Raw genomic sequence first — 15,117 nt, 5'->3', positions numbered from 1 at the left:
CGCAGCTATGCACCCGTGAAAGCGCACTGCGGCGACTGGCATTTGCACTGTAGCGACCTGCACGCTTGAACGGCGCCGATAATCGGCGTATCAACGAGCCACGCGACCCGCCAACCGAGTGCGCCCATGTCCCAGGATTTCTACTTTTTGCTGATGCCGGGGTTCTCCGCCATCGGCTTTATTTCCGCGATCGAACCGTTGCGCGTGGCCAACCGCTTTCGTGGCGAGTTGTACCGCTGGCATGTGCTCAGCGCTGACGGCGGCGCGGTACTGGCAAGCAACGGCATGTCGGTCAACGCCGATGCGGCGCTGGAGCCGCTGAAGAAAGGCGCGACCTTGCTGGTGGTGGCCGGCTTCGAACCGCTGAAGTTCGTCACGCCGACGCTTGAGCACTGGTTGCGCAGGCTGGACAAGGACGGCGTAACCCTCGGCGCCATCGACACCGGCAGCTTCGTCCTCGCCGAAGCGGGCCTGCTCGATGGCCATCGGCTGACCCTGCACTGGGAAGCGATCGATGCGTTCAAGGAGTCTTATCCACAGCTCAGCGTGACCCAGGAACTGTTCGAGATCGATCGGCGGCGGATCACGTCGGCGGGAGGTACGGCCTCGATTGATCTGATGCTCGACCTGATCGCCCAGGCCCACGGTCCTCAACTGGCGATTCAGGTCAGCGAGCAGTTTGTGCTTGGGCGCATCCGCCCGCGCAAAGACCACCAGCGCATGGAAGTCGCCACACGCTACGGGATCAATAACAAGAAGCTGGTGCAAGTGATCGGCGAGATGGAGCAGCACAGCGAACCGCCGCTGACCACGCTGCAACTGGCCGAGTCGATCAAGGTGACCCGGCGGCAACTGGAGAGGTTATTCCGGCTGCACCTGAACGATACGCCGAGCAACTTCTATCTGCGGTTAAGGCTTGAGAAGGCGCGGCAATTGCTGCGCCAGACCGACATGAGCGTGCTCGAAGTCAGCATTGCCTGCGGTTTTGAATCACCGTCGTATTTCACCCGCAGTTACCGCGCGCGTTTCGCCCGCTGCCCGCGCGAAGACCGGCGTACCGCGCAGGCGTGAATGGGCCTGCATGAAAACAATGTGGGAGCGAGCCTGCTCGCGAAAGCGGTCTGTCATTCAACACTGATGTTGCCTGACACATTGCATTCGCGAGCAGGCTCGCTCCCACATTTAATTTTCGGCGTCTGAGAGAGGGCTATTTCTTCACCAACGCCGAGCACGCCGCCTTGTAAGCCTCATGCTGATATTTGTTCAACGTCCCCGGCAGTTCAAAATTGTGCTTCTTGGCCTGCGCGTTGATCGTCTGCGGCGACAGCAGCGTCACCTCGCAACCATCCAGCAACTGAAACACACCCTCGATCTTGAACGTCGTCGGACCACCGGCAAACTCGCCCTTTTTGCTGCGCTTTTTGATCGCAATCCGGTCAATCGAGTTCTCCCGCACAAACGACGCGACCTGCGCCGCAAACCGCCGCACATTCGCCGCCTCGTCATCATCATCCAGAGCAATCTTCTTCGTGGCGAGAGGGACGTGGCTCAACGTCGAACCGTCGAGCGCCGCCACGGCGATGATCGCTTCGCTGCCTTTGATTTCAATGCCGCAGATGTTCATGGGAATTCCTTTGAATAAAGAGGGCAGCCTACAGCTCAAGCTGACTGGCTGTGATGCCGAACGCGGCGGCGATTTTCTCGCGGGTGGCCTTGCGGGGTTTGGCGACAGTTTCCTGTTGGGCAAACGCCGGTTGCGAGATGCCCATGCGCTTGGCCACTTCTTCCTGAGTCAGGTTGAGATGTTCGCGCCAGGCGCGGATCGGTGTTGCGCCGTCAACGATTCGACTTACTACCTCATGGGGAATCAGATCGGGCTGTATTTTCTGTGCGACATATTGAGCGTAGGGGATAACCACGAATGCAGGATTACCCTCGGCGTCATTGATTATTTGAATGTCAGTAGGTGCGTTCATCACGTTTTTTGACCTCTTGAATACTGACCACTTTGATTGCGCCATCCCAGTCGAACATGACTCGATAATTGCCGACACGCAGTCGGTAAGCGTAGTCATGACCAACCAATGCTTTTACGTTGCCAACATCGGGCATGTCGGCAAGCGCCGTGACGGCGTCTCGAACCTTCCCTTGGTGCACGGAATGCAATTTCAAAAGCTGCTTAACAGCTTTGCGAGTCCAGTGGATGCTGTTCATAGAAGAATATAAGTCTTTTATAAGATTCGCGAATCTTTGCTTATATTTTTCCAGTGACCAATAAACAAGGCGTGTCGGCATGTTGCGCGTGTGCGTCGCTACTGGCCATCAAGGCACAGCCTGTCGGCTCGATCGCAATATGGTGGTTGAGGACGAGGTTACGCCGATGAAGCCGCAACAGCCGTGCAGACCTTCTATCACTCCTGCCCGATCGACTCCAAAAACTCCGACCGTTCATCACTCATCCGCGCGACACAATCATTCTGCGCAATGGTAAACGCCTTGCTCCCCGCCGTGGCCGGGAACGCTTCCACCGCGCAATCCGCATCCCGCGTCTTCAACCACTGCTGCTGGGCGGTTTTCAGTTTGGCGGTGATGTCGGCCAGTTGCGTCGGGTTCTTGCCGTAGGCGGCCTGCATGCGTTCGTTGAGGCTGGCGTAGTTGTCTTTGAGCAGGTCTTCGGCGGTGCTGCGGCTGTAGGCGGAGCATTCCAGGGTCTGGATGTCGTTTTCCACCGCATCGCACGGGTTGTTCTCGGATTCTTCGGCGGCGTGGGCGCCGGTCGCAATCAGTGCCAGGGCGAGGAAGATCGATTTCATTGGGGTCGCTCTAATCCGTTGGTAGGTGCAGGCTGCGGCAGATTCTGGCGCAAGCGCGCGGGCTTGAACAGCCAGCCGAGGAGGGCGGCCGACGACCCTTTGTCGCGGATTGACGCTTTCGGCAATTCCCCTGTCGTTTTTGCACCCGGTCGCCCCGGCACCGAGGCATATGCTGGCCCCAAAGCGCCGGCAGACGATTCGGCGCATGAATTGCCAATAAGGGGACGCCTGATGAGCCCAGCCGAATTACACGCCGACAGCATCGTTATCGACGGTCTGATCATTGCCAAATGGAACCGCGAGCTGTTCGAAGACATGCGCAAGGGCGGTCTGACGGCGGCCAACTGCACTGTGTCGGTGTGGGAAGGCTTTCAGGCGACCGTGAACAACATTGCTGCCAGCCAGAAACTGATCCGCGAAAACAGCGACCTGGTGATGCCGGTGCGCACCACCGCCGACATCCGTCGCGCCAAGGAGCAGGGCAAGACCGGTATCCTCTTCGGCTTCCAGAATGCCCACGCTTTCGAAGACCAGATCGGCTATGTCGAGGTGTTCAAGCAGCTCGGCGTTGGCATCGTGCAGATGTGCTACAACACCCAGAATCTGGTCGGCACCGGTTGCTACGAGCGTGACGGCGGCCTGTCGGGTTTCGGTCGCGAAATTGTCGCCGAGATGAACCGTGTTGGCGTCATGTGCGACCTGTCCCACGTCGGTTCCAAGACCTCCGAAGAGGTCATTCTCGAATCGAAAAAACCGGTCTGCTACTCGCACTGCCTGCCATCGGGTCTCAAAGAGCATCCGCGCAACAAATCCGATGCAGAGCTGAAGTTCATTGCCGACCACGGCGGTTTCGTCGGCGTGACCATGTTCGCGCCGTTCCTCGCCAAGGGCATCGATTCGACCATCGACGATTACGCCGAAGCGATCGAATACACCATGAACATCGTTGGCGAAGACGCCATCGGTATCGGCACCGATTTCACTCAGGGTCACGGCCAGGACTTCTTCGAATACCTGACCCACGACAAGGGCTACGCCCGCCGCCTGACCAGCTTCGGCAAGATCATCAACCCGCTGGGCATCCGCACCGTCGGCGAATTCCCCAACCTCACTGAAACCCTGCTCAAGCGCGGCCATTCCGAGCGCGTGGTGCGCAAGGTCATGGGCGAGAACTGGGTAAGCGTTCTTAAGAACGTCTGGGGCGAATAACGCTTTCTCAAGACCGCCGCCGATCTGCCCCCTCTCCTGCGGGAGAGGGCTGGGGTGAGGGCCGCGGCCAACACTGAACCATCATTTTTCTGGAGTTAAGTTTCCATGGCCAAGATCGCCCCGCAATTGCCTATCGAAGTCGACAGCGAGACCGGTGTCTGGACCTCCGACGCCCTGCCAATGCTGTATGTGCCGCGTCACTTTTTCGTCAACAACCACATGGGCATCGAGGAAGTGCTCGGCGCTGAAGCCTATGCCGAGATCCTCTACAAGGCCGGCTACAAATCCGCCTGGCACTGGTGTGAAAAGGAAGCCGAATGCCACGGTCTGGAAGGCGTCGCGGTGTTCGAGCACTACATGAAGCGCCTGTCGCAGCGCGGCTGGGGCCTGTTCAAGATTCAGGACATCGACCTCGACAAGGGCACCGCCAGCGTCAAGCTCGAGCACTCGGCATTCGTCTATGTCTACGGCAAGGTCGGGCGCAAGGTCGATTACATGTTCACCGGCTGGTTCGCCGGCGCCATGGACCAGATTCTCGAAGCCCGTGGCAGCAAGATCCGCACTGTCGCCGAACAAGTCTACGGAGGCTCCGAAGAGGGCCACGATGACGGCTTGTTCATCGTCAAGCCGTTGTAAGCCGAGGACCGTGCCATGGCTTTCGAAGCAATGTTCCAGCCGATCCAGATCGGCAAACTGACCATCCGCAACCGCGTGCTCAGCACCGCGCACGCCGAGGTCTACGCGACTGACGGTGGCATGACCACCGACCGCTACGTCAAATACTATGAAGAGAAAGCCAAGGGCGGCATCGGCCTGGCGATTTGCGGCGGTTCGTCTGTCGTGGCGATCGACAGCCCGCAGGAATGGTGGAGTTCGGTCAATCTGTCCACCGACCGGATCATTCCGCACTTCCAGAATCTGGCCGACGCCATGCACAAGCATGGCGCCAAGATCATGATCCAGATTACCCACATGGGTCGTCGCTCGCGCTGGGACGGTTTCAACTGGCCGACCTTGATGTCGCCCTCGGGCATCCGTGAACCGGTGCACCGCGCCACTTGCAAAACCATCGAGCCGGAAGAGATCTGGCGAGTGATCGGCAACTACGCCCAGGCTGCTCGCCGGGCCAAGGCTGGTGGCCTCGATGGCGTCGAACTGTCGGCCGTGCACCAGCACATGATCGACCAGTTCTGGAGCCCGCGCGTCAACAAGCGTACCGATGAATGGGGCGGCACCTTCGAAGGGCGGATGAAGTTCGGCCTGGAAGTCCTGAAAGCCGTGCGCGCCGAGGTCGGTGACGACTTCTGCGTGGGCATGCGTCTGTGCGGTGACGAGTTCCACCCGGACGGCTTGTCCCACGAGGACATGAAGCAGATCGCCAAGTATTACGACGACACCGGCATGCTCGATTTCATCGGCGTGGTCGGCTCGGGTTGCGATACTCACAACACCCTGGCCAACGTCATTCCGAACATGAGTTATCCACCGGAGCCATTCCTGCATCTGGCTGCCGGGATCAAGGAAGTGGTCAAGGTGCCGGTGCTGCACGCGCAGAACATCAAGGACCCGAACCAGGCCACGCGCATCCTTGAAGGCGGTTACGTCGACATGGTCGGCATGACCCGCGCGCACATCGCTGACCCGCACCTGATCGCCAAGATCAAGATGGGCCAGATCGACCAGATCAAGCAGTGCGTCGGCGCCAACTATTGCATCGACCGTCAGTATCAGGGTCTGGACGTGCTGTGCATCCAGAACGCCGCGACCTCCCGTGAGTACATGGGCGTGCCGCACATCATCGAGAAATCCACCGGGCCGAAACGCAAGGTGGTGATCGTCGGTGCCGGCCCGGCCGGGATGGAAGCCGCGCGCGTGGCTGCTGAGCGTGGCCACGACGTCACGCTGTTCGAGAAAAAAGACTTCATCGGCGGGCAGATCACCACCGCATCGAAAGCACCGCAGCGTGACCAGATCGCCGGCATCACCCGCTGGTTCCAGCTGGAACTGGCGCGCTTGAAAGTCGATCTGCGCCTGGGCACGGCGGCGGATGCCGACACCATCATGGACCTGCGTCCGGACGTGGTGGTGCTGGCGGTCGGCGGTCATCCGTACCTTGAGCAGAACGAACACTGGGGCGCGGCCGAAGGGCTGGTGGTCAGCAGCTGGGACGTGCTCGACGGCAAGGTTGCGCCGGGCAAGAACGTGCTGGTCTACGACACCATTTGCGAATTCACCGGGATGTCGGTGGCCGACTTCCTCGCCGACAAGGGCAGCCAGGTCGAGATCGTCACCGACGACATCAAACCGGGCGTGGCCATCGGCGGCACGTCGTTCCCGACCTACTACCGCAGCATGTACCCGAAAGAAGTGATCATGACCGGCGACATGATGCTGGAGAAGGTCTACCGCGAGGGCGACAAGCTGATCGCAGTGCTGGAGAACGAATACACCGGCGCGAAAGAGGAAAGGGTGGTCGATCAGGTGGTCGTCGAAAACGGCGTGCGCCCGGACGAGGAAATCTACTACGCCCTCAAGGACGGCTCGCGCAACAAGGGCCAGATCGACGTCGAAGCGCTGTTCGCGATCCAGCCGCAACCTTCGTTGAGCGAGGCGGGCGAGGGCTACTTGCTGTTCCGCATCGGCGACTGCGTGGCGCAGCGTAATACCCACGCCGCCATTTACGACGCACTTCGGCTCTGTAAGGATTTTTGACGGCTCAGCTGCAAGCTACAAGCTGCAAGCTGCAAGAAAAAGCACAGCCAATCCATGCTGCTCTTTCTTGCCGCTTGTAGCTTGCAGCTTGCCGCTCGCCAGAGGTGACTCTGATGTTGAACACCCTTCTTCCAATCCTGTTGTTCGCAGCCCTGGGCCTTGCTGTCCTCGGTGCGTTGCGGCGGATGAACATGTGGCGCCGGGGGCGGGCGGCGAAGGTCGATCTGCTCGGCGGTCTGCTGGCCATGCCCAAGCGCTACATGGTCGACCTGCACCACGTCGTCGCGCGGGACAAATACATTGCCAACACCCACGTCGCCACGGCGGGCGGTGCGGTGGCGTCGATTGTGCTGGCCATTCTGGTGCACGGCTTCGGCCTGCATAACCGCATCCTCGGCTACGCCTTGCTGCTGATGTCGGCGGTGATGTTCGTCGGCGCGATTTTCATGTACCTGCGCCGGGTCAATCCGCCTGCACGTCTGTCGAAAGGCCCGTGGATGCGCCTGCCGAAAAGCCTGCTGGCCTTCTCCGCGTCGTTTTTCCTGGTGACCCTGCCGGTGGCGGGAATCCTGCCGGAAAACTTCGGCGGCTGGCTGCTCGCCGCCATTCTCGGTGTTGGCGTGCTGTGGGGCGTGTCGGAACTGTTCTTCGGCATGACTTGGGGCGGGCCGATGAAACACGCCTTTGCCGGTGCGCTGCACCTGGCCTGGCACCGTCGCCCGGAACGTTTCGGCGGCGGGCGCTCGACCGGTTTGAAGCCACTGGATCTGAACAATCCCGATGCGCCGCTGGGCGTGGAAAAACCCAAGGATTTCACCTGGAACCAGTTGCTCGGTTTCGACGCCTGCGTGCAGTGCGGCAAGTGCGAAGCGGCTTGCCCGGCCTTCGCCGCCGGCCAGCCGCTGAACCCGAAAAAACTGATTCAGGACATGGTCGTTGGCCTCGCTGGCGGCACCGACGCGAAGTTTGCCGGCAGTCCTTATCCGGGCAAACCGATTGGCGAACATGGCGGCAATCCGCACCAACCGATCGTCAACGGTCTGGTCGATGCCGAAACCCTGTGGTCGTGCACCACCTGCCGCGCCTGCGTCGAGGAATGCCCGATGATGATCGAGCACGTCGATGCGATCGTCGACATGCGCCGGCATCTGACCCTGGAAAAAGGCGCGACGCCGAACAAGGGCGCCGAAGTCCTCGAAAACCTGATCGCCACCGACAACCCTGGCGGTTTCGCCCCGGGCGGGCGGATGAACTGGGCGGCGGATCTGAACCTCAATCTGCTCAGTGAGAAGAAATCCACCGACGTGCTGTTCTGGGTCGGCGACGGCGCCTTCGACATGCGCAACCAGCGCACCCTGCGCGCGTTCGTCAAAGTGCTGAAAGCGGCAAACATCGACTTCGCCGTGCTCGGCCTCGAGGAGCGCGACAGCGGTGATGTGGCGCGGCGTCTCGGCGATGAAGCGACCTTCCAGTTGCTGGCCAAGCGCAACATCCAGACGTTGGCCAAATACAGCTTCAACCGCATCGTCACCTGCGATCCGCACAGTTTCCATGTGCTGAAAAACGAATACGGCGCCTTCGAAGGCAATTACCTCGTGCAGCACCACAGCACCTACATGGCCGAGATCATTCAGGCCGGCGCGCTCAATCTCGGTCAGCACAAAGGCAGCAGCGTGACCTATCACGATCCGTGCTACCTGGGCCGCTACAACGGCGAGTACGAAGCGCCGCGCGAAGTGCTGCGTGCCCTCGGCATCGAAGTCAAAGAAATGCAACGTTCCGGCTTCCGTTCGCGCTGCTGCGGCGGTGGTGGCGGCGCGCCGATCACCGACATTCCGGGCAAGCAGCGCATCCCCGACATGCGCATGGAAGACATCCGCGAAACCGGCGCCGAACTGGTGGCGGTGGGTTGTCCACAGTGCACGGCGATGCTCGAAGGTGTGGTCGAACCGCGCCCGCTGATCAAGGACATCGCCGAACTGGTGGCCGACGCGTTGCTCGAGGACGCCGCGCCAAGCAAGCCTGCCACCCCGGCCAAACGTGAACCTGCGGAGGTGCACTGATGAGCGACATTATCCGCCGCGACCCGCGCGCCGAATGGATTGCGCGCAACCGCCTGCATCCGCTGCACGCGGCGATGCAACCGGCGCAGCACAGCTGGATGGGGCCCAACGGCGTCATCCGCAAGAATCTGCACGGCATGGGTTTTATCGGTCCCAACGGCCTCAAACGGATCGACCGCAGCGGCGCGCAGCAGGGCGGGGCGGTCAAACGTTCGGCTGCTGTTGAGGTGCAGTTGCCGCTGCATCAGGTACCGGCTCCGGCGTTCTACATCAGTGTGGTGCCGGACATGGTCGGTGGTCGCCTGAGCAGCCACGACCGCGATCTGCTCGGCCTTGCTCACCAACTGGCCGGCAGCGATGGTGCGGTACTCGCCGTGGTGTTCGGCGAGCACAAGGAAAGCGCTTTCGAAACCGCCGGCGTTGATCGCTTGCTGGTGCTTGAAGGTGAGGAATTCAGCGGTTATGCACCGGAACAACGGGTGCAGGGTTTGCGCGCTGTGGATAACCAGTTCAACCCGCGTCACTGGTTGCTGCCGGACAGTCGCAGCGGTGGCGGCGAACTCGGTCGGCGCTTTGCTGCTGCACTGGGCGAGCGCCCGGCCACGCGGGTCTGGCAGGTCAAGGATCAGGAGTGCATCGGCCGCGCCGGGGCCGGATTGCAGGACCTGGCGCGTCCAGTGGCGCGGTTGATTCTCGCCGCTGCCGAATGCGCAGAACCGGTCAGCGAAACCCGTCACGAAGCGTTGCCCGTGGAGTTATCCACAAGCGTCGCGCGCAGCTTGTCGCGAATCGAAGATCTTGGTGCCGTGGCGGTGGATCCGGCGGCGATCCCGATGGCTGAGGCCGAATTCATTTTCTCCGGCGGCAACGGGGTCAAGGACTGGCAGCTGTTTCACGAAACCGCCGCAGCACTCGGCGCCACCGAAGGCGCTTCGCGGGTTGCGGTGGACGATGGCTTCATGGCCCGGGATCGCCAGGTTGGCGCGTCCGGCACCTGGGTCACTGCGCGGGTCTATGTGGCTGTGGGTATCTCTGGCGCGATCCAGCACCTGCAAGGCATTGGCGCCTGCGACAAGGTGGTGGCGATCAACCTCGATCCGGGTTGCGACATGATCAAGCGTGCCGACCTCTCGGTGATCGGCGAAAGCGCAGAGATTCTGCAAGCGTTGATCGAAGCGGTCGCGGCTTACCGCAACGAAGCCAAGCGCGATGCGGCTTAAGGAAACCCTATGAACACGAACGTTATCAGTCTGGTTTCAATCGGCGCTCACCCGACCTCGGGTCGGCCACGGCGCGCCGATCAGGATGCGCGCGCGGTGGAACTGGGCCTGCAACTGGCTGGGGATAACCTGCAAGTGCTGCACGCCGGTGATGTAGCCGAACCGGCCCTGCGCGCCTATTTGGGCATGGGCCTGGAACAGCTGCATGTGCTGGAACAACCCGCTGGCGCCGACGCCTTGCCGGCGCTGACGGCGTACCTGCGCGACGCCGGGGCGCAAGTGGTGCTGACCGGCAGCCAGGCGGAAACCGGGGAGGGTTCTGGGATGTTGCCGTTCCTGCTGGCGGAAGGTCTGGGCTGGCCGCTGGTGGTGGGCCTGGCGCAGGTCGAGTCGATCAACGACGGATCGGCGCTGGTCCTGCAAGCGTTGCCGCGCGGGCAGCGACGCCGCTTGAAGGTCAAACTGCCGTTTCTGGCCACTGTGGATAACGCCGCACCGAAGCCTCGGCAGAGCGCGTATGGCCCGGCACGACGGGGCGAATTGGCCGCCGATGACGTTGAAGTGGTGGAGGACCAATTGTTGGCCGTCGCCACGCTGCAACCGGCCAAGCCACGGCCCAAGCGCTTGAAGGTGATCAAGGCCAAGAGCGGCGCCGACCGAATGAAGGCTGCGACGGCCAAGGCCAGTGGCGGCGGGGGGCAGGTGCTCAAAGGCGTCACCGCACAGGCTGGGGCGGAGGCGATTCTGAAGCTGCTGATTGAAGAGGGCGTTGTCCGCTAGTCACTTCTTCCTGGCATGGAATAACCACTGTGGGAGCGAGCCTGCTCGCGAAAGCGATGGGTCAGTCGATACATGTATCAGCTGATAGTCCGCTTTCGCGAGCAGGCTCGCTCCCACATTGTCACAGTCAATCTTTACTGTTTACCCCCAATCCCTGTTGGCGAAGCTGTGGATAACGTGTTCGCCCTTGCTCGTACCCCACGCCATTCAAGCCTTCCAGCCATAAGATCAAAAAACGATCAGCGTAACTCACGGATTTCTCGGACTTTTCCCTCGGTATAAATCGACAAGTTGCCCCCAATCTCTGTTGGCGCTTCTGTGGATAAGATGTTCGCTCTCAGCTGTAGGCCATATGGAGCAGGGCTTATATGGGTTTGATTAATTATTGATCAAATGTGCTTCCCGGGCGCCGAGAGCTGTTAAGACGAAGGTGTTTTCCCCAGCCGTAGGTGTTTTCCACAGAAGATTGAAAGTTGTCCCCGATCTCTGTTGGCGCTTCTGTGGATAACGTGTTCGCTACCCGCTGGAGGCCTTGGAAACCGTGGTCTGCATGGCGTTGATCAAAAAACGACCGATCGTTTTCAGAAACTGTGATTCAGAATAAGTCACGGCTTTTCGTTGCAAATCAGCAAGATATTTTTCCACTCATCCACAGTTACCCCCATTTGCTGTGGGCGGGTATGTGGATAACTTGTTTGCGGAAGGCTGGAGGGCTTGGTGGGTATGGGGGCGGGGGTGGTTGATCGGAAATTGATCAATCAGACTTGTGATGTAGGTCAGGACGCCTTCGCGAGCAGGCTCGCTCCCACAGGGGAATGCATTCCACCTGTAGGAGCTGCCGCAGGCTGCGATCTTGTGCTCTTGATCAGCCCTGAACCGGAACGCCTTTGAGGTAAGGCGCAGGCTCGGCCCCGAGGTTGTTCAACATGCGCTCGCTGTACCAATCGACGAAGTTGACCACGCCGAATTCATAGGTTTTGGAGTAAGGCCCAGGCTGGTAAGCGGTGGAGTTGATCCCGCGCTGGTTTTCCTCAGCCAGACGGCGGTCCTGATCGTTGGTCGCGTCCCACACCTGGCGCATGCGCTCGACGTCGTAATCGACACCTTCCACCGCATCCTTGTGCACCAGCCACTTGGTGGTGACCATGGTTTCCTGGGCACTGATCGGCCACACGGTGAAGACGATGATGTGGTCGCCCATGCAGTGGTTCCACGAGTGCGGCAGGTGCAGGATGCGCATCGAGCCCAGATCGGGGTTCTTGATGCGGCCCATCAGTTTCGCGCAGCCCTGTTTGCCGTCGAGGGTCATCGACACGGTGCCCTTGAGCAGCGGCATGCGCACGATGCGGTTGCGCAGGCCGAAACTGGCGTGGGCGTAAGGGATCTTTTCCGCTTCCCAGGCAGCGGCGGACGCAGCAACGTGATCCTTGAACGCCTGATCGGCGCGCGGGTCGGTGACGTCGTCCCACTCCAGCAGGGTTTTCAGCAGTTCCGGGTGCGACGCGTTGCAGTGGTAGCACTCGCGGTTGTTTTCCAGGACGAGTTTCCAGTTGGCCTTTTCCATCAAGGTGGTGGTGATCGCCACCTTGGTGTTCTCCATGTCGTACGGTTCCATGTAATGGTTGAGCGTCGACAGGAAGTCATCGATGGCCGGCGGATTCTCGGCCAGGCTGATGAAGATGTAGCCGCCGGCGGTTTTCACGTTCACCGGTTTGAGGCCGTACTGCTTCATGTCGAAGTCGGCGCCCATCTCGGTGCCGGCGAACAGCAGGCGCCCGTCCAGTTCGTAAGTCCACTGGTGGTAATGGCAGACCAGTTTGGCGACTTTGCCTTTTTCACTGGTGCACAGGCGCGAGCCACGGTGGCGGCAGACGTTGTGGAACGCGTGCACCACGCCCTCGGCGCCACGGATGACGATGATCGGGTTCTTGCCGATCTGCAGAGTCAGGTAGTTGCCTTTGGCCGGGATCTCGCAGGTCATGCCGGCGATCAACCACTCTTTCTGGAAAATCTCCTGCATGTCGATATCGAACAGGCGCTCGTCGCTGTAGAACGGTTGCGGCAGGGAAAAGGTGCGCTCGCGCTCCTGCAGCATTTGTGCGGTGGCCTTGCGTGCGGGTTCCAGCGGATCGCCCAGGCTGATTTTTGCGGTGACGTCCATCGATGTAATCCTCATGGCCCTCTGCGTGGCCGGCGAAAGTGGCTGATCAGGTGTGCTGCAAAACGGTTGCTACGCAAGGTGTAAAGAAGTCGTCTTGTGTTGGGGCGAGTGTGGGGCCGGCGCTGGGGCGAACCTTATCCATGCGCGACATGGCGCAATCTGTTCCCGACGCGCAAGGCCCGGTGTTCAAGGGCTGGTCGCGATAAGTATGTCAATGTCGCGGATAGGTAAACGCACGGTCTGCGCTATACGCAGAATCGCCGACAAGAGGCCGACAGTCGGCCGTGGAGAACAGCATGTCCAACAGCTTCCTGAATCCGGTCACCACCCAGACCTGGGCCAATGGCCGACACATTGTCCGTTGCGTCAAAGTCATCCAGGAAACCTGGGATGTGCGCACCTTCTGCTTTATGGCCGACCAGCCGATCCTGTTCTTCTTCAAACCGGGGCAGTTCGTCACCCTGGAGCTGGAAATCGAAGGCCAGCCGATCATGCGCTCGTATACGATTTCCAGCTCGCCGTCGGTGCCGTACAGCTTTTCGGTGACGATCAAGCGCGTGCCGGGCGGCAAAGTGTCGAACTGGCTGCATGACACGCTGCATGAAGGGCAAGAGCTGGCGGTGCACGGGCCGGTCGGTCTGTTCAATGCCATGGACTTCCCGAGCCCTAAAGTCCTGTACCTGAGCGGTGGTGTCGGGATCACCCCGTGCATGTCGATGGCGCGTTGGTTCTACGACACCAACGCCAACGTCGACATGACCTTCGTGCACAGCGCGCGCTCGCCAAAAGACATCATCTATCACCGCGAGCTCGAGCACATGGCGTCGCGGATCGACAACTTCAGCCTGCACCTGATCTGCGAAAAGCATGGCCTCGGTGAGCCGTGGGCCGGCTATCGCGGTTACCTGAATCACAAGATGCTCGAACTGATGGTCCCGGACTTCCTCGAGCGCGAAGTGTTCTGCTGCGGCCCGACGCCATACATGAACGCGGTCAAGCGCTTGCTGGAAGTGGCCGGCTACGACATGTCGCGCTACCACGAAGAGTCCTTCGGCGCCACGCCACCCGAGGCCCGCGCCGACGCGGTGGAACAGGCCGAACAAGCCGCCGATGCGCCGGAAATCGACGCAGCGGATCTGCACCAGGTCGAATTCACCGCGTCCGGCAAAAGCATCCGCGTGGGCCCGGGCGAAACCGTCCACGCAGCCGCCGCCAAGCTTGGTCTGATGATCCCGAAAGCCTGTGGCATGGGCATTTGCGGGACGTGCAAGGTAATGAAACTGGGCGGCGAAGTGGAGATGGAGCACAACGGCGGGATTACCGAGGAAGATGAGGCCGAGGGGTTCATCCTGTCGTGCTGCAGCGTGCCGAAGGGGGATGTGCGGATTGAGTTCTGAGGCTTTTATGATCGTTCCCACGCTCCGCGTGGGAATGCCGCCCGGGACGCTCCGCGTCCCATTTCAATACCAGCGCTGGACCTCGATCATTCCCTCCATTCCCGCGTAGTCCCTGGCACTCGAGTAACTCCAATGCTCCGGTAAATCCACATATCCGCGTTTCACCGGATTGTTGTGGATATATTCAAGCTTCTGACGCATCACTGATTCGCTGTAGACCATCTCTGCGTGTGCACCTTCTTGCCATAGCTGATAGACCCGATCCTGTTTGTGCGCACGCTTGCTGAAGCGCAGGCGCTGGAACGCTTTGTCGGCGCCTTTTGTTTGCAAGTCATTGATGATTTGTCGCGCGGTGAAGGACTTGAACTGGCTGAGGCATTTGCTCAGATCGGGTGCTTGAGCGACGAAATGTAGGTGGTTTTCCAGGATCACGTAGCCATAAAGCTTCAAGTCATGATGAGTTTGTTGATAGCGCCAGCAATCAAGCAGGTGGTCGACAATGTACGGACGGATGAACAACGGTAGCCATTCCATTACCGTGCAGGTGAGGAAATGCGGTTTGTCGGTTTCGGTAACCAAATAGCGGCTGCGGCCCATGGGATTCTTCCTTGAATCTTGCGGTGCGACGGAGATGGAACGCGGAGCGTCCCGGGAGGCATTCCCACGCGGAGCGTGGGAACGATCAGGGTGGGGCGTGCGGATTTATCGCGCTAGCGGAAGAGGCCACTGGTGTGCGTAGGAAACGTCATTTTGACGCGGGAT

Annotated in this window: 14 protein-coding genes; 8 read left to right on the top strand and 6 right to left on the bottom strand. The window is 60.4% G+C overall.

Annotation, left to right across the window (positions count from 1 at the left end):
* Positions 1-126: 126 nt before the first annotated feature.
* Positions 127-1,071 (top strand): GlxA family transcriptional regulator, encoded by a 945-nt coding sequence (locus tag ACZ0AZ_RS06640; RefSeq protein WP_129997771.1) that lies wholly within the window; start codon positions 127-129, stop codon positions 1,069-1,071.
* 136 nt (positions 1,072-1,207) lie between these two features.
* Here ACZ0AZ_RS06640 and ACZ0AZ_RS06635 read toward each other — a convergent pair whose 3' ends face one another.
* From ACZ0AZ_RS06635 to ACZ0AZ_RS06620, 4 genes are all read right to left on the bottom strand, one after another.
* Entirely contained in the window at positions 1,208-1,624 is a 417-nt protein-coding gene (locus ACZ0AZ_RS06635) for a DUF3010 family protein (RefSeq protein ID WP_039757629.1), read from the bottom strand.
* A gap of 28 nt (positions 1,625-1,652) precedes the next feature.
* A complete protein-coding gene (locus ACZ0AZ_RS06630) occupies positions 1,653-1,976 on the bottom strand; it encodes a helix-turn-helix domain-containing protein (protein WP_073476454.1) in 324 nt (107 codons plus the stop codon).
* Entirely contained in the window at positions 1,960-2,214 is a 255-nt protein-coding gene (locus ACZ0AZ_RS06625; RefSeq protein WP_122699694.1) for a type II toxin-antitoxin system RelE family toxin, read from the bottom strand. Before ACZ0AZ_RS06625 ends, ACZ0AZ_RS06630 begins: the two co-directional genes overlap by 17 nt.
* A 197-nt stretch (positions 2,215-2,411) precedes the next feature.
* On the bottom strand, positions 2,412-2,813 hold the full coding sequence (locus ACZ0AZ_RS06620; RefSeq protein WP_024014598.1) for a lysozyme inhibitor LprI family protein: 402 nt from the start codon (positions 2,811-2,813) through the stop codon (positions 2,412-2,414).
* A 231-nt stretch (positions 2,814-3,044) separates the two neighbouring features.
* Between ACZ0AZ_RS06620 and ACZ0AZ_RS06615 the strand changes: the two genes are divergently transcribed.
* The 6 genes from ACZ0AZ_RS06615 to etfB all read left to right on the top strand — a co-directional run bounded on the left by ACZ0AZ_RS06615 (position 3,045) and on the right by etfB (position 10,797).
* On the top strand, positions 3,045-4,022 hold the full coding sequence (locus ACZ0AZ_RS06615) for a dipeptidase (RefSeq protein WP_463537109.1): 978 nt from the start codon (positions 3,045-3,047) through the stop codon (positions 4,020-4,022).
* 105 nt (positions 4,023-4,127) lie between these two features.
* Positions 4,128-4,658 carry a 4-vinyl reductase gene (locus tag ACZ0AZ_RS06610; protein WP_039757633.1) on the top strand — a complete coding sequence of 177 codons (531 nt, stop codon included), beginning with the start codon at positions 4,128-4,130 and terminating at the stop codon, positions 4,656-4,658.
* A gap of 15 nt (positions 4,659-4,673) precedes the next feature.
* On the top strand, positions 4,674-6,734 hold the full coding sequence (dgcA, locus tag ACZ0AZ_RS06605) for a dimethylglycine demethylation protein DgcA (RefSeq protein ID WP_129997770.1): 2,061 nt from the start codon (positions 4,674-4,676) through the stop codon (positions 6,732-6,734).
* Positions 6,735-6,847: 113 nt separating this feature from the next.
* The gene (dgcB, locus tag ACZ0AZ_RS06600; protein ID WP_463537108.1) at positions 6,848-8,797 is read left to right on the top strand and encodes a dimethylglycine demethylation protein DgcB; all 1,950 of its coding nucleotides are present in this window, start codon (positions 6,848-6,850) and stop codon (positions 8,795-8,797) included.
* Positions 8,797-10,017 carry an electron transfer flavoprotein subunit alpha gene (etfA, locus tag ACZ0AZ_RS06595; protein ID WP_463537107.1) on the top strand — a complete coding sequence of 407 codons (1,221 nt, stop codon included), beginning with the start codon at positions 8,797-8,799 and terminating at the stop codon, positions 10,015-10,017. The genes dgcB and etfA overlap by 1 nt, the downstream gene beginning before the upstream one ends.
* Before the next feature lie 9 nt (positions 10,018-10,026).
* Positions 10,027-10,797 carry an electron transfer flavoprotein subunit beta gene (gene etfB / locus ACZ0AZ_RS06590; RefSeq protein ID WP_024014592.1) on the top strand — a complete coding sequence of 257 codons (771 nt, stop codon included), beginning with the start codon at positions 10,027-10,029 and terminating at the stop codon, positions 10,795-10,797.
* A gap of 865 nt (positions 10,798-11,662) precedes the next feature.
* On the opposite strand, the gene gbcA is transcribed toward etfB, so the two are convergent.
* Positions 11,663-12,958 (bottom strand): glycine-betaine demethylase subunit GbcA, encoded by a 1,296-nt coding sequence (gbcA, locus tag ACZ0AZ_RS06585; protein WP_039757637.1) that lies wholly within the window; start codon positions 12,956-12,958, stop codon positions 11,663-11,665.
* A 296-nt stretch (positions 12,959-13,254) separates the two neighbouring features.
* On the opposite strand from gbcA, the gene gbcB reads away from it, so the two are divergent.
* Complete coding sequence (gene gbcB / locus ACZ0AZ_RS06580; RefSeq protein WP_129997767.1) at positions 13,255-14,355, top strand: glycine-betaine demethylase subunit GbcB; 1,101 nt, start codon at positions 13,255-13,257, stop codon at positions 14,353-14,355.
* A gap of 63 nt (positions 14,356-14,418) precedes the next feature.
* Here the strand turns inward: gbcB and ACZ0AZ_RS06575 are convergent, their stop codons facing one another.
* Positions 14,419-14,952 carry an REP-associated tyrosine transposase gene (locus tag ACZ0AZ_RS06575; protein ID WP_463537106.1) on the bottom strand — a complete coding sequence of 178 codons (534 nt, stop codon included), beginning with the start codon at positions 14,950-14,952 and terminating at the stop codon, positions 14,419-14,421.
* Between the last annotated feature and the right edge of the window lie 165 nt (positions 14,953-15,117).

It is taken from the genome of Pseudomonas sp. AC239, from assembly GCF_979258545.1.
Note: the sequence above shows the minus strand (reverse complement) of the source record. Positions and strands in the feature narration are given on the sequence as shown.